This is a genomic window from Rhodococcus sp. FG69, from assembly GCF_057808915.1.
Genome location: NZ_JBMDIX010000015.1, coordinates 116,720 through 138,169, shown reverse-complemented (window position 1 = coordinate 138,169; position 21,450 = coordinate 116,720). Strand labels below are relative to the sequence as shown.

Here is a 21,450-nt window from a genome sequence, read left to right as displayed (position 1 = left end):
CAGCGACCGCGCAGGTTGCAACGTGCGCTCTGGCTGCAACGTGCGCGTTCGGGGGCATAAGTGACCGAATGAGACATTCGGTCCGGCCAGTGTTCGGCCAGGGTTCGGCCGGCGCCCAGTGGCCGAATGAGACATTCGCTGCGGCCCGGGGTCGCTGCGCGCACGTTCCAGCGACCGCGCAGGTTGCAACGTGCGCTCTGGCTGCAACGTGCGCGTTCGGGGGTAAAAGTGACCGAATGAGACATTCGGTCCGGAAGCGGCAACCGACCAATCGGTCCTGTTCGCCGAGCCGAACGCCCGGACCGAGAGTGGCACGAAATGTTCGCCTCGGCCCCCTTGACGCACGGAGCCGCAAGGTTCAGTCTTGTCCTCGTAGAGCACCCCGTGGCAACCGGTCGAACGGTTGTCGAGCCCGCGACACGCAGTGGACGATCTTCGTGCGGGTTCAAATGTCGGGTGCTACTTTTGATGCCCCTGTTGCGCGCTGCGCACATTTGGGGTATCTTTGGACGTTGCGCTGGCTGCCTCCTGTCCACCTCTCGATTGCTGTATGTCGAAGCACCGTCTTCGTACTGCTGCGATGGGGATTCGGTCTGGTTGTGACCAGCGAATTCGCCCCACATTAAGCAAGCAGATACAGCGGCGGTCGCACTGCACGAGCGGCCCGCGTGAGGTGCTGGAAGGACGCATCTTGGCAGTCTCTAGCCAGACCAAGGCAGTTGTCGGAACACCGGGAGCCCCGAGGAGGGTTTCGTTCGCGAACATTCGCGAACCGTTGGAGGTACCCGGTCTCCTCGATGTACAGACGGATTCTTTCGAATGGCTGGTAGGTGCGCAGAGTTGGCGCGACCGTGCCGCCGCGCGCGGGGACAGCAATGTCTCCGGCGGTCTCGAGGACATCCTGACCGAGCTTTCCCCTATCGAGGATTTCTCGGGCTCGATGTCTCTTTCCTTCTCCGACCCACGGTTCGACGAGGTCAAGGCCTCGATGGACGAGTGCAAAGACAAGGACATGACGTACGCGGCGCCGTTGTTCGTCACCGCTGAGTTCATCAACAACAACACCGGTGAAATCAAGAGCCAGACGGTCTTCATGGGCGATTTCCCCATGATGACCGACAAGGGCACCTTCATCATCAACGGAACCGAGCGCGTCGTCGTCTCGCAGCTGGTCCGTTCACCCGGCGTCTACTTCGATCACTCGATCGACAAGACGACGGAGAAGGATCTGCACAGCGTCAAGGTCATTCCTGGTCGCGGTGCCTGGCTCGAGTTCGACGTCGACAAGCGCGACACCGTCGGTGTTCGTATCGACCGTAAGCGTCGCCAGCCCGTCACGGTGCTGCTGAAGGCTCTCGGCTGGACCACCGAGCAGATCACGGAGCGCTTCGGCTTCTCCGAGATCCTCATGGCCACGCTGGAGAAGGACAACACTGCCGGTACCGACGAGGCTCTCCTCGACATCTACCGCAAGTTGCGTCCGGGCGAGCCGCCCACGAAGGAGTCCGCGCAGACTCTGCTGGAGAACCTGTTCTTCAAGGACAAGCGCTACGACCTCGCTCGCGTCGGTCGTTACAAGATCAACAAGAAGCTCGGCCTCAACTCGGGCCAGCCGATCGTGGCGTCGACCCTCACCGAGGAAGACATCGTCGCGACCATCGAGTACCTCGTGCGTCTGCACGCAGGTGACACTTCGATGACGGCACCCGACGGCGTCGAGGTTCCTGTCGAGGTCGACGACATCGACCACTTCGGCAACCGTCGTCTGCGCACTGTCGGCGAACTGATCCAGAACCAGATTCGCGTGGGCCTGTCCCGCATGGAACGCGTCGTTCGTGAACGTATGACGACTCAGGACGTCGAGGCCATCACGCCGCAGACCCTGATCAACATCCGTCCCGTCGTCGCCGCGATCAAGGAGTTCTTCGGAACGTCCCAGCTGTCGCAGTTCATGGACCAGAACAACCCGCTGTCGGGTCTGACGCACAAGCGTCGCCTGTCGGCCCTTGGACCGGGTGGTCTTTCCCGTGAGCGCGCCGGCCTCGAGGTCCGCGACGTTCACCCGTCGCACTACGGCCGCATGTGCCCCATCGAGACCCCTGAGGGCCCGAACATCGGTCTGATCGGTTCGCTGTCGGTGTATGCACGGGTCAACCCGTTCGGATTCATCGAGACGCCGTACCGCAAGGTCGTCGACGGTCAGGTCACCGACGACGTCGACTACCTGACGGCAGACGAAGAGGATCGCCACACGCTCGCACAGGCCAATTCGCCTGTCGACGACAGCGGCCACTTCATCGAGGACAAGATCCTCGTCCGTCGTAAGGGTGGAGAGGTCGAGTTCGTTTCGTCCTCCGACATCGACTACATGGACGTCTCGCCTCGTCAGATGGTCTCGGTCGCAACCGCGATGATTCCGTTCCTCGAGCACGACGACGCCAACCGTGCCCTGATGGGCGCGAACATGCAGCGTCAGGCTGTTCCGCTGGTGCGGAGCGAGTCGCCGATCGTCGGAACGGGCATGGAACTGCGCGCTGCAGTCGATGCCGGTGACGTCGTCATCAACGACAAGACCGGCGTCGTCGAAGAGGTCTCTGCCGACTACGTCACGGTCATGGCCGACGACGGAAGCCGCAAGACGTACCGGATGCGCAAGTTCGCGCGCTCCAACCAGGGCACGTGCGCCAACCAGCGTCCCATCGTGGACGAGGGTCAGCGCGTCGAGTCCGGCCAGGTCCTCGCCGACGGTCCTTGCACCGAAGACGGCGAAATGGCGCTCGGCAAGAACCTGCTCGTGGCGATCATGCCGTGGGAAGGCCACAACTACGAGGACGCGATCATCCTGTCGCAGCGCCTCGTGGAAGAGGACGTTCTCACCTCGATCCACATCGAGGAGCACGAGATCGATGCCCGCGACACCAAGCTCGGTGCCGAGGAGATCACTCGTGACATCCCGAACGTTTCCGACGAGGTACTCGCGGACCTGGACGAGCGCGGCATCATCCGCATCGGTGCCGAGGTTCGTGACGGCGACGTGCTGGTCGGAAAGGTCACGCCGAAGGGCGAGACCGAGCTGACCCCCGAAGAGCGCCTGCTGCGCGCAATCTTCGGTGAGAAGGCGCGCGAGGTTCGCGACACGTCGCTCAAGGTTCCGCACGGCGAGAACGGAAAGGTCATCGGCATTCGTGTGTTCTCACGCGAGGACGACGACGATCTGCCTCCCGGCGTCAACGAGCTCGTTCGCGTGTACGTCGCTCAGAAGCGCAAGATCCAGGACGGCGACAAGCTGGCCGGCCGCCACGGAAACAAGGGCGTCATCGGCAAGATCCTCCCGCAGGAGGACATGCCGTTCCTGTCCGACGGCACCCCGATCGACATCATCCTGAACACCCACGGTGTTCCGCGTCGTATGAACATCGGTCAGATCTTGGAGACCCACCTCGGGTGGATCGGCAAGACCGGCTGGAATGTTCAGGTCGCGACGGACGGCACGAGGCCCGATTGGGCCGAGCGTCTGCCCGAGGAGATGCTGTCGGCACCTGCGGACAGCAACATCGCCACCCCGGTGTTCGACGGCGCCAAGGAGAATCAGCTCACCGGTTTGCTGGAGAGCACGATCCCCAACCGCGACGGCGAGCAGATGGTCGGCGCCGACGGAAAGGCCACGTTGTTCGACGGCCGTTCCGGCGAGCCGTTCCCGTACCCGGTGTCGGTGGGCTACATGTACATCATCAAGCTGCACCACTTGGTCGACGACAAGATCCACGCTCGTTCGACCGGGCCGTACTCGATGATCACGCAGCAGCCCCTCGGTGGTAAGGCTCAGTTCGGTGGTCAGCGCTTCGGTGAGATGGAGTGCTGGGCAATGCAGGCGTACGGCGCTGCCTACACGCTGCAGGAGCTTCTCACCATCAAGTCGGACGACGTTGTCGGCCGCGTGAAGGTGTACGAGGCCATCGTCAAGGGCGAGAACATCCCGGAGCCCGGTATCCCCGAGTCCTTCAAGGTGCTCCTCAAGGAGCTCCAGTCGCTGTGCCTCAACGTGGAGGTGCTGTCCTCGGACGGCGCAGCCATCACGATGGCCGACGGTGACGACGAGGATCTCGAGCGTGCCGCAGCCAACCTGGGAATCAACCTCTCCCGCAACGAAGCTGCCACGGTCGACGATCTCGCGCAGTAGTTCTATGGTCCGGAGGGCCTGCAGCGATGCAGGCCCTCCGGGCGATATTTCTTGTTTTTGATTCGGTATCACAACACCCATAACGGGGAAAGGAAGTTACGTGCTCGACGTCAACTTCTTCGATGAACTCCGCATTGGCCTTGCCACTGCAGACGACATCCGTCAGTGGTCCTACGGCGAGGTCAAGAAGCCGGAGACCATCAACTACCGCACGCTCAAGCCCGAGAAGGACGGCCTCTTCTGCGAGAAGATCTTCGGCCCCACTCGGGACTGGGAGTGCTACTGCGGTAAGTACAAGCGCGTCCGCTTCAAGGGCATCATCTGCGAGCGTTGCGGCGTCGAGGTCACTCGCGCCAAGGTTCGCCGTGAGCGCATGGGCCACATCGAACTGGCCGCACCCGTCACACACATCTGGTATTTCAAGGGCGTCCCGTCACGCCTCGGATACCTGCTCGACCTGGCTCCGAAGGATCTCGAAAAGATCATCTACTTCGCTGCCTACGTCATCACGACCGTCGACGACGAGCTCCGCCACAACGAGCTCTCGACGCTGGAAGCCGAGATGGAGGTCGAGAAGAAGGCAGTCGCAGATCAGCGCGACGCCGACCTCGAGGCGCGTGCGCAGAAGCTCGAAGCCGACATTGCCGAGCTGGAGGCGGAGGGCGCCAAGTCAGACGTCCGCCGCAAGGTCAAGGACGGCGGCGAGCGCGAAATGCGTCAGCTCCGTGACCGCGCGCAGCGTGAGCTGGATCGTCTCGAAGAGATCTGGACCACCTTCACCAAGCTGTCGCCGAAGCAGCTCATCGTCGACGAGCTCATCTACCGTGAGCTCATCGATCGCTATGGCGAGTACTTCACCGGTGCCATGGGTGCCGAGTCGATCCAGAAGCTCATGCAGACCTTCGACGTCGACGCCGAGGCCGAGTCGCTCCGCGAGACCATTCGCAGCGGCAAGGGCCAGAAGAAGCTTCGTGCGCTCAAGCGACTCAAGGTCGTCGCAGCGTTCCAGGCCGGCCGCAACTCGCCGATGGGCATGGTTCTCGACGCTGTCCCGGTCATCCCACCGGAGCTTCGTCCGATGGTGCAGCTCGACGGTGGACGTTTCGCGACGTCCGACCTCAACGACCTGTACCGCCGCGTCATCAACCGCAACAACCGCCTCAAGCGCCTGATCGACCTCGGTGCTCCCGAGATCATCGTCAACAACGAGAAGCGGATGCTGCAGGAGTCGGTCGACGCCCTGTTCGACAACGGCCGTCGTGGACGTCCGGTCACCGGACCGGGTAACCGCCCGCTGAAGTCGCTGTCCGACTTGCTCAAGGGCAAGCAGGGTCGCTTCCGTCAGAACCTCCTCGGCAAGCGCGTCGACTACTCGGGCCGTTCGGTCATCGTCGTCGGTCCTCAGCTCAAGCTGCACCAGTGTGGTCTGCCGAAGCTGATGGCTCTCGAGCTGTTCAAGCCGTTCGTGATGAAGCGTCTGGTGGATCTGAACCACGCGCAGAACATCAAGTCGGCCAAGCGCATGGTCGAGCGTCAGCGTCCGCAGGTGTGGGACGTTCTCGAAGAGGTCATCGCCGAACACCCCGTGCTGCTGAACCGTGCACCTACCCTGCACCGGTTGGGCATCCAGGCGTTCGAGCCACAGCTCGTCGAGGGCAAGGCCATCCAGCTGCACCCGCTCGTCTGTGAGGCGTTCAACGCCGACTTCGACGGTGACCAGATGGCTGTCCACCTTCCGCTGTCGGCAGAGGCACAGGCCGAGGCTCGCATCCTGATGCTGTCCTCGAACAACATCCTCTCGCCTGCATCGGGTCGTCCGCTCGCCATGCCGCGTCTGGATATGGTCACGGGTCTGTTCCACCTGACTCGTCTCGACGACGGTGCCATCGGTGAACGTGCCGATGCCAAGACCGACCACGCCGAGTTCGGTGCGTACTCCAGCCCGGCCGAGGCTCAGATGGCCGTCGACCGTGGTTCGCTCACTGTGCAGTCGCTCATTCGTGTGCGCCTGACGACACAGCGTCCGCCGCTCGACGTCGAGGCCGAGCAGTTCCCGAACGGGTGGCGTCGCGGCGAAGCATGGACCGCGCAGACCACCCTCGGACGCGTCATCTTCAACGAGCTGCTTCCGGCGGACTACCCGTTCGTCAACGAGCAGATGCCGAAGAAGCGTCAGTCGACCATCATCAACGATCTCGCCGAGCGTTACCCGATGATCGTCGTGGCGCAGACCGTCGACAAGCTCAAGGATGCAGGCTTCTACTGGGCCACGCGTTCGGGTGTCACCATCTCGATCTCCGACGTCCTCGTGCCGCCGGAGAAGCCGCAGATCATGGAGACGTTCGAGGCTCAGGCCGATCAGATCGAGAAGAAGTACCAGCGTGGCGCACTCGACAAGGTCGAGCGCAACTCCGCGTTGGTCAAGATCTGGCAGGACGCTACCGAGATGGTCGGTAAGGCCATGGAGGCACACTTCCCCGACGACAACCCCATCCCGATGATCGTGAAGTCCGGCGCAGCCGGAAACATGACTCAGGTGCGGTCGCTCGCCGGTATGAAGGGCCTGGTGACCAACCCGAAGGGTGAGTTCATCCCGCGTCCGATCAAGTCTTCCTTCAAGGAAGGCCTGACGGTCCTCGAGTACTTCATCAACACGCACGGTGCTCGTAAGGGTCTGGCCGACACGGCGCTTCGTACCGCCGACTCGGGCTACCTGACGCGTCGTCTCGTCGACGTCTCGCAGGATGTCATCGTTCGGGAGACCGACTGTGGCACCGAGCGCGGCATCGTCACGACCATCGCCGAGAAGCTCGCCGACGGCACGATGATTCGCGACGCACACGTCGAGACCAGTACTCGTGCACGCACACTCGCAACGGATGCGGTCGACGCGAACGGCAACATCATCGTCGCCCGTGGCCACGATGTCGGCGACCCCGCCATCGACGCTCTCATCGAGGCAGGCATCACCGAGGTCAAGGTCCGTTCGGTGCTCACCTGCACCACCGGCACCGGCGTCTGCGCTACCTGCTACGGCCGTTCGATGGCCACCGGCAAGCTGGTCGACATCGGCGAGGCCGTCGGTATCGTCGCAGCACAGTCGATCGGTGAGCCCGGAACGCAGCTCACCATGCGTACCTTCCACCAGGGTGGTGTCGCCGGAGATGACATCACCGGTGGTCTGCCTCGCGTGACGGAGCTGTTCGAGGCACGTGTGCCGAAGGGCAAGGCTCCCATCGCGGACGTGTCGGGACGCATCCAGCTCGAGGACGGCGATCGTTTCTACAAGATCACCATCGTCCCGGACGACGGCGGCGAAGAGGTTGTCTACGACAAGCTCTCCAAGCGTCAGCGTCTGCGCGTCTTCAAGCACGACGACGGCACCGAGCGCCTCTTGGCGGACGGTGACCACGTCGAGGTCGGCCAGCAGCTCATGGAAGGTGCTGCCGATCCGCACGAGGTTCTGCGCGTGATGGGTCCTCGCCAGGTTCAGATCCACCTGGTCAACGAGGTCCAGGAGGTGTACCGCAGTCAGGGCGTGTCGATTCACGACAAGCACGTCGAGACGATCGTGCGCCAGATGCTCCGTCGTGTGACGATCATCGACTCCGGCTCCACCGAATTCCTGCCCGGTTCTCTGACCGAGCGCAGCGAGTTCGAGGCGTCGAACCGTCGCGTCGTCGCCGAAGGTGGCGAGCCCGCAGCCGGACGTCCGGTCCTGATGGGTATCACCAAGGCATCGCTGGCAACCGATTCGTGGCTGTCGGCAGCGTCCTTCCAGGAGACCACTCGTGTGCTCACCGATGCGGCTATCAACACCCGCAGCGACAAGCTCATCGGTCTCAAGGAGAACGTCATCATCGGTAAGCTCATCCCGGCTGGTACCGGCATCAACCGGTACCGGAACATCCAGGTGCAGCCCACCGAGGAGGCACGTGCCGCGGCATACGCGGTGCCGTCGTACGACGATCAGTACTACAGCCCGGACGGCTTCGGCCAGAACACCGGTGCCGCAGTGCCGCTCGACGACTACGGTTTCTCCAACGAATACCGCTAGGCGACTTTCGCCGCAGTGGCACGGTTGAGTGTGCGTGAGTGCACTCAACCGCACCACTGGGAAAGCCCCGCACCCAGTTTTCTGGGAGCGGGGCTTTTTCGTGATCCCGGGACCTAACGTTCCGAAGCCGCCGCGACCTGATGCTCGCGCGTCGCTCGCGGAACCGCCCGAGCCGCCACTGCCACCCCGATGATCGCGAGGGCGGCGAAGGTGCCGAGCAGCAGCTGTGCCGAGTGCAGTGTCGAGGGCTCGCCGATGTTCACCAGCACGCCGGCCAGAGCCGCGCCGAATGCGTTGGCGATCAGCTGAATTGTGTTGATGGCAGCCGACGCCCGCGCACCCTCGCCAGGTTCGGCGACAGCAGTCATTGCGCCGACCGCCAGATGCGGCCAAGCGATGCCTATTCCGGCACCTGCGACAAGGAGTCCGACGATCCATGCGGCCAGCGCACCGGCTCCCGCCTGATCCGTCAGGAACGCGGCCATGATTCCCAGTCCGGCGGCGACGAGAACCGGTCCGGCGATGATGATTCGCCGCACGACGCGTGGTGACGTGGCCGAGGCACTGGGGATCTCACCCAGAGTCCACCCCAAAGCCAGAGCCGCACCGAGGAATCCGGCAGCGAGAGGCGCTAATCCTGCGAGTCGCTGGCCGAACAGCGGGATGAATGTTTCGACGGTCGACGCAACGGCGAGGACGACGATCGTCAGGTAGACCCACTTCAGCGAGGATCGACTGAACGTCGACGGCGGCAGTACGCCGTGATCCGTTCGTCGATCGGCTGCGACGAATGCGACCAGCAGTAGTACCGCTGCGACAACCATGGTTGCGGTGACGGCGAGATGGGACATGATTCCTGCGACGCTCACCAACAGCGCTGCTGCGGTCAACAGAGCCAGCGAGAGAACCGGTACCGGGCTCCGGGTGGAGCTGCCGGCGGTGTGCGCCGGAAGTGCACGGGGGACGAGGGCACCTACTGCGATGGCTGCGATGACCAGCACGCCGAAAGCCAGTCTCCACGCTCCGAATTGAGCGAACACGCCACCGATCGCGGGCCCAGCGAACGTTCCGACGCCCCACATGGCCGATACCAGTGCTGCGCCACGCGTCCAGAGATGTTTCGGGAGCGCGGCGTTGATGACGGCGTAGCCGAGACCGGCCAGTAGACCACCTCCCGCGCCTTGGACGGTTCGGCCGACCAGGAGGAGTTCCATCGTCGGACTGAGTGCACACACGACGGTGCCGAGTGCGAAGACCGTGAGCCCGATCAGGTAGGCCCCTCTCGGCCCTCGGGAAGCGAGGAGGTTGCTGACCATCATCGAGGAGACCACGGACGCGATGAGGAACACCGTCGCCGTCCACGCGTAGTAGCGTTCGCCGCCGATCTCCTCGATGGCGGTGGGGAGCAGGCTTGTCGTGAGGTAGACGTTGGTCGCGTACAACGCGACGCCGCCTGCGAGAACCGTGGCGGTGCCGAGGTAGCGACCGGTCAGCAATTGTTGCCAGGTTCCGACGGGAGAGTTGTTGGGGGAGTGCATGTCTACGAACCTAAAACCTCGAGTGCACTCCAGGTCAACCGTGGACTGTCGAGGGACACGGTTCGAAGAAGAGGGGACAGTCAGCGCCCGTCGGCGATCACCCGAGCAACGTTGCGCTCTGCGAGCGCTGTGATGGTCAGCGACGGGTTGACCGCGCCGGTGCTGCCGGGGATCAACGCGCCGTCCATGACGTACAGACCGTTGTGACCCTTGACTCGGCCGTAGGAGTCGGTGACGTCGCCGAGGACCGCGCCGCCGAGTGGATGCGCAGTGAACGTGTCGTCGACGTCACGAGTGAACGGCTCAGCCGATACGACGGTGCCGCCGGCCTCGGCCATCCTGTTCTGCACTGCGCGTAGCGCTTCGACAGTGTCGCGGCTGCCGCCCCGCGGCCAGGACAGTGTCATACCGTCGCGTGCGGCGTCGTATCGGAAGTCCGCGCGTAGCGGGTCGATGGTCATGCCGAGTGAGCCGAGGAAACCGAGATCCCATGGCACACCGGGGACATACCAGTTCTCGACGGTGACGGGAATGCTCGATTCGTCGACGATGCGCGAGGCACACGGCGCTGCCTGCGGAACGCCTGCGGCGGGACCGAGCGAGCGCGTCATGGACGCATCGCCGTTGGTTCCCCAACCGCGCCCGACGAATTCGTTCAGATTTCCCAGCGCGCCGGTGGCTTGCGCGCGCAGCAGAAGCTCCGTGGTGCCGATCGAGCCGGCGCCGAGGACGAGCTTGTCGCACGTCACCGTTCTCGTTTCGAGGACGTTGCCCTCGGGATCGAGCCGCCGGACCTCGACGCGGTATCGGCCGCCGGATTCGGTGCCGATCGAGGCGACCTCGTGGCTGTGGCACACAGTCGCACGGCCGGTGCCCTCGGCTTGCGGAATGTAGTTCTGCGTCAGGTCGTACTTGGCGCCGTTCGAGTTTCCGAATGTGCTCGCCCCGACGATCGCCGACGGGCGGGATCGTCCGGCGATCTCGTCGCGTACGACGTTCCAGTTCCAGGTGCCGTCGACCGCTTGGGGTTGGAAGCCGGCGCGTCGGGCATGGTCGTCCCAGGTCCGTGAATGCGCGAAGTTCGGACTGTCGTAGATATCAGCGGGCATCGTCGACGGCAGCAGCATCGACCGCGCCCTGGGGTACCAGGACGATGCCATCTCGTCGTAGTCGAGCCGACCGCCGAAGGACATGTCGAAGTACCGCTTTTCGGGAGCGATGGTGACGCCGGTGTAGACGATGGACCCACCGCCGACCGCGGCTGCGCGCCACACCGAGAGGTTCTCGAACCGGGTCGTGTCGAGCACGCCATTGAAGCGGTCGACGGGCCCGACGGGCATGCCGGTGATGTTGGTGAACGAGCCTTGCTGCCACAGTCCACGCCCGTCGGCGGTCATGTCTGCGGTGAAGATCTCGCGCCACGGATCACGTGGCCACCGGAGCCCGCGTTCGAGGATCGTGACCTGGCTTCCGGCCTGGGCGAGCCGAAGAGCAGCGGCGCTCGCACCGAAGCCCGAGCCGATCACGATGACGGACGAATGATCGGGCGGACGCGGCGGATCGGCGAACAACTCGGGGACAAGTGACCGGATCGAACCGACGCCGATCGGTAACGCCCCAGCGCGTCCGGCCGCGACGACGGGCGGTGCCGCCAATCCGACCAGTCCTGCGGCTGCCAGCTGAAGCAGTTGCCTGCGTTTCACGTGTTGTGTGTCCCCTGCACTCGATACGACCCGAGAAGTGATTGTTCCCTATCCGTTCGGCGAAAAGCGACCGAACAGTAGCATGCGGTGACATCTCCCAGGCTCCCCTCAGATCGAGGTGGGAGACTGCCCAAGATGATCATCGTTCTCGGCGCCGCTTTTGTGACGGCTGCACTGTTGGCCGTGGTGGCGCACCTGGTGGATTCGCGAAGCCAGGTCGTTCTCGTCGCCGGTTCCCTCGCTCGCATTCCGATGTTCGGTTCGGTTCCGGGAGCAGTTCTGTTGACCTTCGGCCTGGGGTGGACAGGTGCCGCGATCGGCGGTGCAGCGATTCTTGCCGCAGCGTGGACCCAGGCGCCGCTGTGGATCCGGCGGTTCCGACGTCGACCGGCGTCGGGGACTCCGTTCACAGTCCTGCACGCGAACATCCTGCTCGGTCAGGCCGACACCGAGGCAATCATCGCCCTGCTGGACAAGTACGAACCCGATGTTCTGACGGTCGTCGAGCTGACCCCGCAGGCGCATCAGCGTCTTCTCGACGCGGGTCTCCTCGACCGGCTACCGGAGTCGTTCGTCAGTCCGGCGGCAGGCGGCGACGGCACGGGGATCTATTCGCGTCACCCGCTGTCGGACCACGAGCGCCACGACGGCTATGTGACAGAACTGCTGTCGGCACGTGTGCACGTTCCCGGCGGGACTTCGCCCGTCGTGTTCGCGGTGCATCCCGTTCCGCCGTGGCCGCGCCACCCCGAGGTGTGGGTGCGCGAGCTTGCCGCGATCGGTCAGATGCTCGCGAAGATCCCGGTCGACGACGGCCCGGTCGTGGTTGCCGGCGACTTCAACGCCACCTATGACCACAAGCGATACCGCGACCTGTGTACCGAGGGCTTCCGAGACGCCGCCATGGAGGTCGGTGCGGGCCATCTCGCGACCTATCACGCAGAGTGGAAGCTCCCGCCTCTGATCGCGATCGACCACGTTCTCGTGCGCGACGCGTCGGTGACCGAGGTGGGACTGGTGGATCTGCCGGGATCCGATCACCGAGGCATCCGCGCCTCGCTCGTCCTGTAGTCCCTAGTACTGCGGGAGTTCCTGTACCGCCCACTTGTTGCCGTCGGGATCGGCGAAGAACACGAACTTTCCCCACCCGAGGTCGACGACGGGTTCGATGTCGAGACCTGCTGCGACGAAGTGGCTCCGGGCTTCCTCGGCGCTGTCGACGACCACCTGCAGCCCTTCGACGCTGCCGGGAGCTGCGTCGGTGATGCCGGTTCCGATGGCGATCGAGCACGCTGATCCCGGCGGCGTCAGCTGGACGAAGCGAATCCCGTCCGACGGACTCGCATCGTGGTCGGCATTGAACCCGATGCGGGTATAGAAGTCCTTGGCACGATCCACGTCGGAGACGGGAATGATCACGAGCTCGAGCTTGATGTCCATGAGGTTCTCCTGTGTCGAGGTTCTCGGTGTCGGGTAGAACAAGTCTGACGCCAATTGCGGACTGATTCGGTCCTCGATCGCACTGATTTGCGCAAAGAAATATGCACGACGGGGAGTCGGTTGCGCTAGAGGTGATTCTGTCCCTGCTCGATCGGTCTCGAACCCGCGACGGCTATTCGGATGGCGCTGCGCTCGACGCGACGATCGAGCGTGCGATCAACGCCGAGAAACTCGGCTATCACCGGTTCTGGGTCGCCGAGCATCACGGTGTGCCCGGCATAGCGAGCGGGTCGCCTGCGGTTCTTCTTGCGGCGGTCGGTGCCAGGACGTCGAGCATCCGCATCGGATCTGGTGGAGTGATGCTGCCCAACCACCAGCCGTTCGTCGTCGCGGAACAGTTCGCGATGCTCGAGGCTCTGTATCCGGGACGGGTCGACCTCGGCGTCGGTCGCTCGCTCGGCTTTACCGAACCGGTTCGGGCAGCTCTGCGCACCGGACGCGACGAGTTGGACACGTTCGTTGCCGATCTGGATGAACTGCGGAGCTACTTCGACGGCACGGCAGCGGTGACGCTTCGTCCCTCAATTGCGCCGCCGCCGGTCTACGTCCTCGCTACCGCGCAGGGTCTCGCCGTCGCTGCCGAGGCCGGTCTGCCCGTGGTCGTCGGAGGTCCGATCCTGGCGGGCGACGGTTCGGCGCTCGAGGACTATCGATCCCGCTACCGACCCACCACCTTGAACCCGCACCCTCGCATCATCGTCTCGCTCGACATCACCGTCGCCGAGACCACCGAACGTGCCCGCACCCTGGCTCTCCCCGAGGCGTGGGCGATGGCGCAATCTCGGCGGACCGGTGAATTCCCGCCCCTGACGCACCCGTCGCAGATCGACCTGAACGCTGCGCCTGCGAGCACCCGCGAGCGCGTCGAAAGGTCGCTCGCCTCCGCCGTTCTCGGCACTCCCGACGAGGTGTCCGATCAGCTGGAGAAGCTGATCGATCGCACCGATCCCGACGAGATTCTGGCATCGACGTCGACGTACGACCGAAAAGCACTGTTCGACGCCGATGCCCAGCTGATTCAGCTGGCGCGCTCGCTGTCGAGGTGATCCATGGAAGGTCCCATCTGGATGCCTGGGACCGAGGCCAGGGGAAGTTGGACCTGCTCGGGAGTCATCGGCATCGAGGCAGATGCGCGCTACTGTGGAGTGAGGCAGAGGTAAGCGGACTCACGGAGGCGCATCATGGCAGGAAAGAAGCTCGACCGGGTTCACGCGCAGACCGCGCTCGAAACCGTCCGGGAGAACCCCGCGATCGCTCTCATCGCTGCTGCCCCGGCACTCGTGGTCTTCGCGGTGGTCTGGTGGCTCGCCGGATTCGGTACCGCGCTGCTGTTGCTCATCGCGCTCGGTGTCGTCGGATTCGTCGTCGCGAAGATTCGGCGCTGAGCGCCCAAGCCCCAGTGACCGAATGACTCATTCGGTCTCCAATTGGGAGCGAACGACTCATTCGGTCACTTGAAGTAGACGAACGACTCATTCGGTCTCCGACCGGGAGTGAACGACTCGTTCGGTCACCCGGAGGCCCAGCGAACGACTCATTCGGTCCTACCGCGGAACGTGGAAAGCAGTGAGCGCAGCGACACCGCGCCCGATCTCCGACCACGGTACGTCGATGGTCAGGACTGCCATCGCGGACGTCGGGAACTTCCGGCCGATCTCGATTGCAGCCTCGGATCCGGTTGCCTCCGCCAATTCCAGTGCAGTGAACGGTATTCCGGGCGCATGCCCGACGACGAGGAGGGTGGCCACCGAGTCGTCGGTCCGCGCGATCTCTTCGATGATCTCCTCTGGTGACGCGCCGTAGATCAGTTCCTCGAACGTGGTTGCAGCATCGATCCCAGTGGCCACCAGGGTCTGGCGAGTCCGAGTCGCTGTCGAGCAGATCACCGCATCGACACCGCCGAGGGTGTCGGTGATCCATGCCCCTGCGAGCGCTGCTTCGCGTTGGCCACGCTCGGCGAGCGGGCGGTCGTGGTCCGGAGTTCCCTCCGGGTAGCCGGACTTGCCGTGCCGCATGAGGACGAGGGTTCGAGTCATGGTTACTACCGTATCGGCCCCACTCGTTCGATAACGGAGGTGGCGAGCTCGCAGCCGGTGCGTCGCTTCCAGCCCTTCGTGGGGGCCACCACGACCGCACCTGCTACCTTGAACGCCGTTCAAGCTTGTATTACTAGGAGTGGTCATGTCAGGTATCGAAGGCGTACGGGAGACAACGGTGTCGGGTTCGAAGGTGCGTATCTCGGCGCGAGAAATGGCGCAGATCGCGGTGTTCGCCGCGCTCATTGCTGCTCTCGGTTTGGCCGGCGCGATCACGGTCGGTTTCAGCGGTGTACCGATCACACTGCAGACGCTCGGCGTCATCCTGGCCGGCGCGGTTCTCGGTCCACGCAAGGGTGTCGCCGCTGTTGCAGTCTTCATCGCGCTCACCCTCATCGGCCTTCCACTCCTGTCGGGCGGACGAACGGGCCTGACCGCCCTGGCCGGGCCGAGTGCCGGTTACCTCGTCGGTTGGATTCCGGCAGTCTTCGTCATCGGCTTGCTCACTGCCCGGATCCTGCCGAAATACCCGCTGGTGCTCGGACTGCTGATCAATGCGCTCGGCGGGATCGTTGTCGTCTACATCTTCGGAACCATCGGCCTGTTGCTGCGTACCGATCTCGGAGTGTGGGCTGCGATCTCGACCAACTTCGCGTTCCTTCCCGGAGATCTGGTGAAGGTAGTCATCGCCACAGTCGTCGCGAAAAGTGTGCACCGGGCCTATCCCGGCATCATCGCGACCAGGTGAGCTTGCGTCCGGGCGGGTCGGGCACCGATATCGCGATCGATGTCGGCGGCAGCCCTCTGTCCTACGACCGATTCGACGCTGCGGTCGCAGAGTGGCCCGATGCCGCGGTCCACGACGCCTCCGCCCTGGCATTACCCGAAGCGCTGATCTGTGTGTTCGCCGCGGCGCGGCAGGGCGCAGCGGTGCGCGTCGAGGATCCAACTGCGCGTCCGGACCGCTCGGAGATCCCCACGGGTGCATTCCTGCTCGTCGGGACATCCGGATCGACCGGCACACCTCGTCCGCTGGCCCGCACGGCGGAGTCGTGGACCGACAGTTTCGAGGAGTTCACCTCGATCACTGGGATCACCGCCTCCGACCGGGTGCTCGTGACCGGCCCGCTGCACGCGACGATGCATCTGTTCGGCGCTGTTCACGCGCTCGTCGTCGGTGCATGCGTCACCGACGACGAACGAACGGCCACGGTGACGCACGCCGTCCCCGCAGTGCTTCGGGAGCTGTTGCACCGCGCACCGAACCTGCACACTGCCGTCGTGGCCGGGACCTCGCTCGATGCAGGCGCGGAGAACCGTGCGCGCGGCCTGAGGCTCGTCGAGTACTACGGCGCCGCGGAGCTGTCGCTCGTCGCGGCACGTGTGGTCCCCGAGCCACTGCGGCTACTGGACCGCGTCGAGGCCGAGATCAGGGGCGGTCTGCTGTTCGTTCGTTCGCCCTACCGCGTTCTGGGCAGCGACGAGTGGGTCGGAGTCGGTGACCTTGCAGAACTGCGGCCGGGTGGCGAACTCGTCGTGCACGGTCGGGGGACTTCGGCGGTGAATGTCGGGGGAACGACCGTCCTTGCCGAGGACGTCGAACGGATTCTCGACGCTATCGTCGGCGTCAAGGCGTCCGCGGTCGTCGGCACCCCCCACGCTGTTCTCGGCCAGACAGTGACTGCGGTGCTCGAACTGGATCACAGCACGCCTGACCAGACCGCGCTGCTGGCACGAATCAAGGACCAGGCACGCGCGTCGCTGCAGAAGGAGGCCGTGCCGCGTCGGTGGACCGTCGTCGACGAGCTCCCTCGAACGGGCAGCGGCAAGATCGCACGGGCCCGAGTGACAGACTCGCAACCATGACCCGAGCAGCCAAGGACGCCCCTGTTCTCGTCGCGCCGTGGCGTACGCCGATCGGCAACGCCGGTCACGGCTTCGCGGACCTCACGACGACAGATCTGGCTGCTCCGGTTCTCCGGGCCACGATGCGAACGCTGCGCGAAGCCGGCTGTACAGCCGAGGTCGACGACGTCGTTCTCGGTAACTGCCTCGGGCCCGGGGGCGATCCGGCACGGATCGCCTCGCTCGCGGCAGGCCTCGGCGTCGACGTTCCGGGTGTCACGGTCGACCGTCAGTGCGGGTCCGGACTGGACGCGGTCATGCAGGCAGCGGCGCGAGTCAAGAGCGGTGACGAACAGCTGATTCTCGCCGGTGGCGTCGAGTCGGCGAGTACCGCGCCGTGGCGGTTCTGGCCACCGAGCCGCAGTTCCGAGCAGGGCCGTAGTTCCGAGCAAGACAGTGGTGCCGAGCAGGTCAGGTACACACGGGCTCCGTTCGCGCCGAGGGGGTTTCCCGATCCGGATATGGGAGTCGCCGCCGACGATCTCGCTCGCGTGCGCGGGATCAGTCGCGAGCGTCAGGACGCGTACGCTTCACATTCACATATGGCCGCTGCTGCAACAGATTTCACCGGTGAAATCGTGTCCGTGGCGGGCATCGAGCGTGACCAGCGGATCAGGCCGAACATGAGTGAGGTCAGGTTGGCCCGCCTACGACCGACGTTCACTGCGGACGGCACTGTGACTGCGGGGAATTCGTGCGGAATCTCGGACGGGGCCGCGGTGGTCGCGGTGACGACGGCCGCGCGCGCCGAAGGCCTTCCCGCCCTTCGGGTTCTGGGTTCTGCAGTCGCAGGTTCGGATCCAGCGCTGCCGGGTCTCGGCCCGGTCCCCGCCATCGAGAAGGTGCTCGCTCGCAACGGAGTTGCTCTGTCCGACATCGGCATCGTGGAGATCACCGAGGCATTCGCCTCCGTGGTTCTTGCGGTGTCCGACGAGTTGGGTCTCGACGAGAGCGTACTGTGCCCGCAAGGTGGCGCGATCGCGATGGGGCATCCATGGGGTGCGTCCGGTGCGATACTGCTGGTGCGGTTGGCACGTCAGATGTCGATCCCGTCCGGACCGGAACTCGGTCTCGCGGCCTGCGCGATCGGCGGAGGTCAAGGAATAGCAATGATCGTGGAGCGTGTGCAGTGAGCGAGATCGTCTTCGATGCTGTTCGGCACGCATTCGGAGAACGGGAAGTGTTGCGCGGGATCGATCTTCGTATCACCGAGCGACGCGTCGGCATCATCGGGTCGAACGGGTCGGGCAAGTCGACGCTGGCGCGCACCATCAACGGACTCCTCGCGCCGAACTCGGGAACCGTGACGGTCGACGGTGTCGACGCCGCGAAGAAGGGCGCGCAGGTTCGCAAGAAAGTCGGGTTCGTTTTCACCGACCCGGACACGCAGATCGTAATGCCGACTGTCGCAGAGGATCTTGCGTTCTCACTGCGACGTTCCGGACTGAGCAAGCAGGACGTTGCCGAGCGCGTGCAGGACATCATGGTTCGCTTCCGGCTCGACGGCCATGCCGAGCACCCCGCACACCTGTTGTCCGGCGGGCAGAAACAGTTGCTCGCGATCGGCGCGGTGCTGATCCGTCGACCGGAGGTCGTCGTCGCCGACGAACCGACGACGCTGCTCGACCTCCGCAATGCCCGTGTCGTCGCCAACGCGCTCGATTCGATGGACCAACAGGTCATCGTCGTCACCCATCAGCTGGCTCTGTTGGACTCGTTCGAGCGGGTGATCGTCATCGACGACGGCTTAGTGGCGTTCGACGGAACCCCAGCCGATGCGGTGCCGGCGTATAGGGAGTTGGTCATGTGATCGGGTTGTATCGGCCCGGTAGCTCGCTGCTGCATCGGATGCCCGCAGGAGTGAAGCTGCTGCTCTTGCTGCTGACGATCATCGCGGCAACGCTCTTTGCGCGCACCCCCGTCGCTGTCGGTGCGGTCGCACTTACTGTCGCGGCGTTGTTCGCCGTCGCCCGGATCCCCGTGAAAGTAGCGTTGGCCCAGCTTCGGCCGGTGCTGTGGATGATGCTGATCATCGGAATCTTCCAGTTGATCGTCACGTCTCCGACGCGCGCGATCGTGGTGTGTGGGGTGCTGCTGATCTCGGTGGCGCTCGCGGCGCTCGTCACGTTGACGACGCGGGTGACGGATATGCTCGATACCGTCACACGAGCACTGCAGCCGTTGCGCCGCTTCGGCGTCGACCCGGACCGGATAGGGCTGATGCTCGCGCTGGCCATCCGATGCATCCCCATCCTGGCGACTATCGTGCACGAGGTGTCCGAGGCGAGAAAGGCTCGCGGACTGCAGTGGTCGATGACCGCTCTGGCGACACCGGTTCTGGTCCGGGCGCTTCGTACGGCAGATGCACTGGGAGATGCGCTGATTGCCCGAGGCGTCGACGATGACTGAACTGCTCGCCGACCGTATTGCTCGCCACGTCCGCGACATCCCGCACGAGCTGGCTGTCGTCGACCGGCAGGGATCGGTGTCCTACGCCGAGTTCTGGGCGAGAGTGACCCGCGCGGCGGCGGGGTTGCGCGGTATGCGGCGGATCGCTGTCCTGCCGACGTCGGACGTCGGTTCACTCGTGGCGGTGACGGCGGCGATGCGCTCGGGCGTCGGAGTGGTATTGCTGCACCGGCACTTGCTCGCCGGTCAGTTCGCGCACGTCATCGAGCTCGCCCAACCTGGCGCCGTGATCGCTGCGCCGGCCGCGCATCGGCGACTGCGCCAGCTCGGTTGCGAGAGCCCACTCGCAAACGTGGACTCCGACGGGCCGCACGACACGGCGCGCGCGCAGAGCGAATTACTCGTGGGGATCACCTCGGGCACCACCGGCGAACCGAAGCTCTTCGTCCGAAACCAGCTGTCGTGGGCTCGGACGCTCGACCGCAGCGACGAGGTATTCGACGTCCGGCGCGGTGATCGGGTGTCGACGCCGGGCGTTCTCGACCACACCCATTTCCTGTACGGCGCTTTGCATGGCTTGACCCGCGGTGCATGCGTCGATCTCCGGCCGGTCGCAGAAGCCTTGACCAGCTCTCCGACGCATCTGTACTCGGTTCCGACGATCGCCTGGGATGTCGCGCGATCGGGAAGCGGGACGGTGCCGAGCGTCCGCGAGGTGCTGTCGAGTGCGGCGCGGTGGCCGTCCTCCGGGCGGGAGGCGCTGCAGACGGTGTTGCCCAACGCGTCGTTGGTGCATTTCTACGGCGCGTCGGAATTGAGTTTCGTGTCCTACGACCGCGGCGTCGATCCGGGCGCTGGGACGTTGTTCGACGGTGTGGACGCAGAGATCCGTGATGGAATCGTCCATGTTCGGAGCGACATGCTGTTCGACGGCTATCTCACCCGTGGCGGAATCTCGGGAGGGCCGGTGGACGGGTGGATGACGGTCGGGGATAGGGGAAGCCTCGAGGATTTGCACGGGGACATGGGTGGCCGTGCTCTCACGCTGTTCGGCCGGGACTCCGAGACGTTGATCAGGGCAGGTTTGAACGTCGAACTGGCGCCGATCGAGGCTGCTGCACTGGCCATTCCAGGTGTGGACGAGGCCGCTGTCGTCGCGGTAGCTGATGCGCGGATGGGAGAAGCGCCTGCGTTGGCCGTGGTGGTCGATTCGGATGGACCGTCCGTCGAGGAGGTCCGTCGCGCATTGCGTGCGACTCTGCCGAGCCCGAGCATGCCGTCGCGCATCCTTGTGCTCGACGGCCTGCCGCGGACGCCGCGCGGCAAGCTCGACCGTCAGGCTCTCGGGGCGACCTTCGCGACGCACCGCGCGACGCCGGAGACCACGAACCACATCGTCAGTGCCCCGCCTTCGTAGCGATGTCGAATGCTGACGTGCTCACCGGCGAGGATGGGGGAGAGGTATTCGATGACGGCCCGGTGGGGAACGCTGAGCAGGTCGGTCCGGTCGACGAGCAGTTCTTCCACCGCGTGCCAATATGCCGCATTGTTGACGTGGTTGAACGAATCGATGTCGGTGGCGCGCAACGGAAATTGCACATCGGTATGTGACTGCGCGGGCACAGGCTCGGTGAGCCATGCCTTCCAGCGCAAGCGATGTTCCTCGGTGGTGCGGGCAAGCAAGCCCAGCGCTTCGTCGCTGATGCGGGTCGGCATCCCGGTGGTTGCGCTGATGTTGATCCAGAAGCCCTCGGTCTCGATCGACGCGCCCTTGTCGGTCGTGATGTCCACCCGCATGTTGGACCACCGCGTCGACATCGAGGAGCACCAGCGTCGCATGTGTACTCGGTCGGGGAACTTCACCGGGGTGTGGACGTCGACCACCGTCCGACGCACGATCCAGAACGGATCCGTCTCGCCGAGCGGTGTGGCCGCCAGGTTGTCCGAACCGATGTCCTGCAGGTAGCGGGCGATTCCGTCGAACCTGAGGCGGTTGTCGGGGTCGACGTCGCCGGTGCGTACGGTCCAGCCGGTCTCGAAGCCTTCCCCCGCCGGTGGGGCAGGGGCCAGTGGGTCGTCGAAGCTCAGTGGTTCGGTGCGGGTTCCGCTGGCCACAGGTGTG

Annotated in this window: 16 protein-coding genes; 11 read left to right on the top strand and 5 right to left on the bottom strand. The window is 64.7% G+C overall.

Annotation, left to right across the window (positions count from 1 at the left end; genetic code table 11):
* Nucleotides 1-673: 673 nt before the first annotated feature.
* Both rpoB and ACODSO_RS14090 read left to right on the top strand, forming a co-directional pair.
* The gene (gene rpoB, locus ACODSO_RS14095; protein WP_489037418.1) at nucleotides 674-4,180 is read left to right on the top strand and encodes a DNA-directed RNA polymerase subunit beta; all 3,507 of its coding nucleotides are present in this window, start codon (nucleotides 674-676) and stop codon (nucleotides 4,178-4,180) included.
* Between the two features lie 100 nt (nucleotides 4,181-4,280).
* Entirely contained in the window at nucleotides 4,281-8,237 is a 3,957-nt protein-coding gene (locus ACODSO_RS14090) for a DNA-directed RNA polymerase subunit beta' (protein ID WP_068381785.1), read from the top strand.
* A gap of 113 nt (nucleotides 8,238-8,350) precedes the next feature.
* Here ACODSO_RS14090 and ACODSO_RS14085 read toward each other — a convergent pair whose 3' ends face one another.
* Both ACODSO_RS14085 and ACODSO_RS14080 read right to left on the bottom strand, forming a co-directional pair.
* Entirely contained in the window at nucleotides 8,351-9,775 is a 1,425-nt protein-coding gene (locus ACODSO_RS14085; RefSeq protein ID WP_489037417.1) for an MFS transporter, read from the bottom strand.
* An 80-nt stretch (nucleotides 9,776-9,855) separates the two neighbouring features.
* Nucleotides 9,856-11,478 (bottom strand): GMC oxidoreductase, encoded by a 1,623-nt coding sequence (locus tag ACODSO_RS14080; RefSeq protein ID WP_489037416.1) that lies wholly within the window; start codon nucleotides 11,476-11,478, stop codon nucleotides 9,856-9,858.
* Between the two features lie 135 nt (nucleotides 11,479-11,613).
* On the opposite strand from ACODSO_RS14080, the gene ACODSO_RS14075 reads away from it, so the two are divergent.
* Nucleotides 11,614-12,549, top strand: a complete 936-nt coding sequence (locus tag ACODSO_RS14075) for an endonuclease/exonuclease/phosphatase family protein (protein WP_489037415.1) — start codon at nucleotides 11,614-11,616, stop codon at nucleotides 12,547-12,549.
* Between the two features lie 3 nt (nucleotides 12,550-12,552).
* Here the strand turns inward: ACODSO_RS14075 and ACODSO_RS14070 are convergent, their stop codons facing one another.
* On the bottom strand, nucleotides 12,553-12,918 hold the full coding sequence (locus tag ACODSO_RS14070; RefSeq protein WP_489037414.1) for a VOC family protein: 366 nt from the start codon (nucleotides 12,916-12,918) through the stop codon (nucleotides 12,553-12,555).
* Between the two features lie 101 nt (nucleotides 12,919-13,019).
* On the opposite strand from ACODSO_RS14070, the gene ACODSO_RS14065 reads away from it, so the two are divergent.
* Together ACODSO_RS14065 and ACODSO_RS14060 are read left to right on the top strand one after the other, a co-directional pair.
* A complete protein-coding gene (locus ACODSO_RS14065) occupies nucleotides 13,020-14,024 on the top strand; it encodes an MsnO8 family LLM class oxidoreductase (protein WP_489037413.1) in 1,005 nt (334 codons plus the stop codon).
* Between the two features lie 135 nt (nucleotides 14,025-14,159).
* Nucleotides 14,160-14,363 (top strand): hypothetical protein, encoded by a 204-nt coding sequence (locus ACODSO_RS14060; RefSeq protein ID WP_489037412.1) that lies wholly within the window; start codon nucleotides 14,160-14,162, stop codon nucleotides 14,361-14,363.
* Between the two features lie 159 nt (nucleotides 14,364-14,522).
* Here ACODSO_RS14060 and ACODSO_RS14055 read toward each other — a convergent pair whose 3' ends face one another.
* Nucleotides 14,523-15,014, bottom strand: a complete 492-nt coding sequence (locus ACODSO_RS14055) for a SixA phosphatase family protein (RefSeq protein ID WP_489037411.1) — start codon at nucleotides 15,012-15,014, stop codon at nucleotides 14,523-14,525.
* Nucleotides 15,015-15,159: 145 nt separating this feature from the next.
* Here ACODSO_RS14055 and ACODSO_RS14050 point away from each other — a divergent pair, with 145 nt between their 5' ends.
* Genes ACODSO_RS14050 through ACODSO_RS14025 form a run of 6 tightly spaced genes read left to right on the top strand, consistent with a single transcriptional unit; the run spans nucleotide 15,160 to nucleotide 20,745 of the window.
* Nucleotides 15,160-15,762: a biotin transporter BioY gene (locus ACODSO_RS14050; RefSeq protein ID WP_489037410.1), complete on the top strand. Its 603-nt coding sequence runs from the start codon at nucleotides 15,160-15,162 to the stop codon at nucleotides 15,760-15,762.
* Between the two features lie 56 nt (nucleotides 15,763-15,818).
* Complete coding sequence (locus ACODSO_RS14045; RefSeq protein ID WP_489037425.1) at nucleotides 15,819-16,880, top strand: AMP-binding enzyme; 1,062 nt, start codon at nucleotides 15,819-15,821, stop codon at nucleotides 16,878-16,880.
* Nucleotides 16,877-18,052 carry a thiolase family protein gene (locus ACODSO_RS14040; RefSeq protein WP_489037409.1) on the top strand — a complete coding sequence of 392 codons (1,176 nt, stop codon included), beginning with the start codon at nucleotides 16,877-16,879 and terminating at the stop codon, nucleotides 18,050-18,052. The genes ACODSO_RS14045 and ACODSO_RS14040 overlap by 4 nt, the downstream gene beginning before the upstream one ends.
* Nucleotides 18,049-18,729 (top strand): energy-coupling factor ABC transporter ATP-binding protein, encoded by a 681-nt coding sequence (locus ACODSO_RS14035; RefSeq protein WP_489037408.1) that lies wholly within the window; start codon nucleotides 18,049-18,051, stop codon nucleotides 18,727-18,729. The genes ACODSO_RS14040 and ACODSO_RS14035 overlap by 4 nt, the downstream gene beginning before the upstream one ends.
* The gene (locus ACODSO_RS14030; protein ID WP_489037407.1) at nucleotides 18,726-19,328 is read left to right on the top strand and encodes an energy-coupling factor transporter transmembrane component T family protein; all 603 of its coding nucleotides are present in this window, start codon (nucleotides 18,726-18,728) and stop codon (nucleotides 19,326-19,328) included. The genes ACODSO_RS14035 and ACODSO_RS14030 overlap by 4 nt, the downstream gene beginning before the upstream one ends.
* Nucleotides 19,321-20,745: an AMP-binding protein gene (locus ACODSO_RS14025; protein WP_489037406.1), complete on the top strand. Its 1,425-nt coding sequence runs from the start codon at nucleotides 19,321-19,323 to the stop codon at nucleotides 20,743-20,745. Before ACODSO_RS14030 ends, ACODSO_RS14025 begins: the two co-directional genes overlap by 8 nt.
* Here the strand turns inward: ACODSO_RS14025 and ACODSO_RS14020 are convergent.
* Nucleotides 20,664-21,416, bottom strand: a complete 753-nt coding sequence (locus ACODSO_RS14020) for an acyl-[acyl-carrier-protein] thioesterase (protein WP_489037424.1) — start codon at nucleotides 21,414-21,416, stop codon at nucleotides 20,664-20,666. The genes ACODSO_RS14025 and ACODSO_RS14020 overlap by 82 nt on opposite strands.
* Nucleotides 21,417-21,450 lie beyond the last annotated feature (34 nt).

Coding starts and splice junctions, on each gene's coding strand:
- ACODSO_RS14085 (WP_489037417.1), bottom strand. CDS start 9,775: ATGCACTCCCCCAACAACTCTCCCGTCGGAACCTGGCAACAATTGCTG.
- ACODSO_RS14075 (WP_489037415.1), top strand. CDS start 11,614: ATGATCATCGTTCTCGGCGCCGCTTTTGTGACGGCTGCACTGTTGGCC.
- ACODSO_RS14070 (WP_489037414.1), bottom strand. CDS start 12,918: ATGGACATCAAGCTCGAGCTCGTGATCATTCCCGTCTCCGACGTGGAT.
- ACODSO_RS14065 (WP_489037413.1), top strand. CDS start 13,020: ATGCACGACGGGGAGTCGGTTGCGCTAGAGGTGATTCTGTCCCTGCTC.
- ACODSO_RS14060 (WP_489037412.1), top strand. CDS start 14,160: ATGGCAGGAAAGAAGCTCGACCGGGTTCACGCGCAGACCGCGCTCGAA.
- ACODSO_RS14055 (WP_489037411.1), bottom strand. CDS start 15,014: ATGACTCGAACCCTCGTCCTCATGCGGCACGGCAAGTCCGGCTACCCG.
- ACODSO_RS14050 (WP_489037410.1), top strand. CDS start 15,160: ATGTCAGGTATCGAAGGCGTACGGGAGACAACGGTGTCGGGTTCGAAG.
- ACODSO_RS14040 (WP_489037409.1), top strand. CDS start 16,877: ATGACCCGAGCAGCCAAGGACGCCCCTGTTCTCGTCGCGCCGTGGCGT.
- ACODSO_RS14025 (WP_489037406.1), top strand. CDS start 19,321: ATGACTGAACTGCTCGCCGACCGTATTGCTCGCCACGTCCGCGACATC.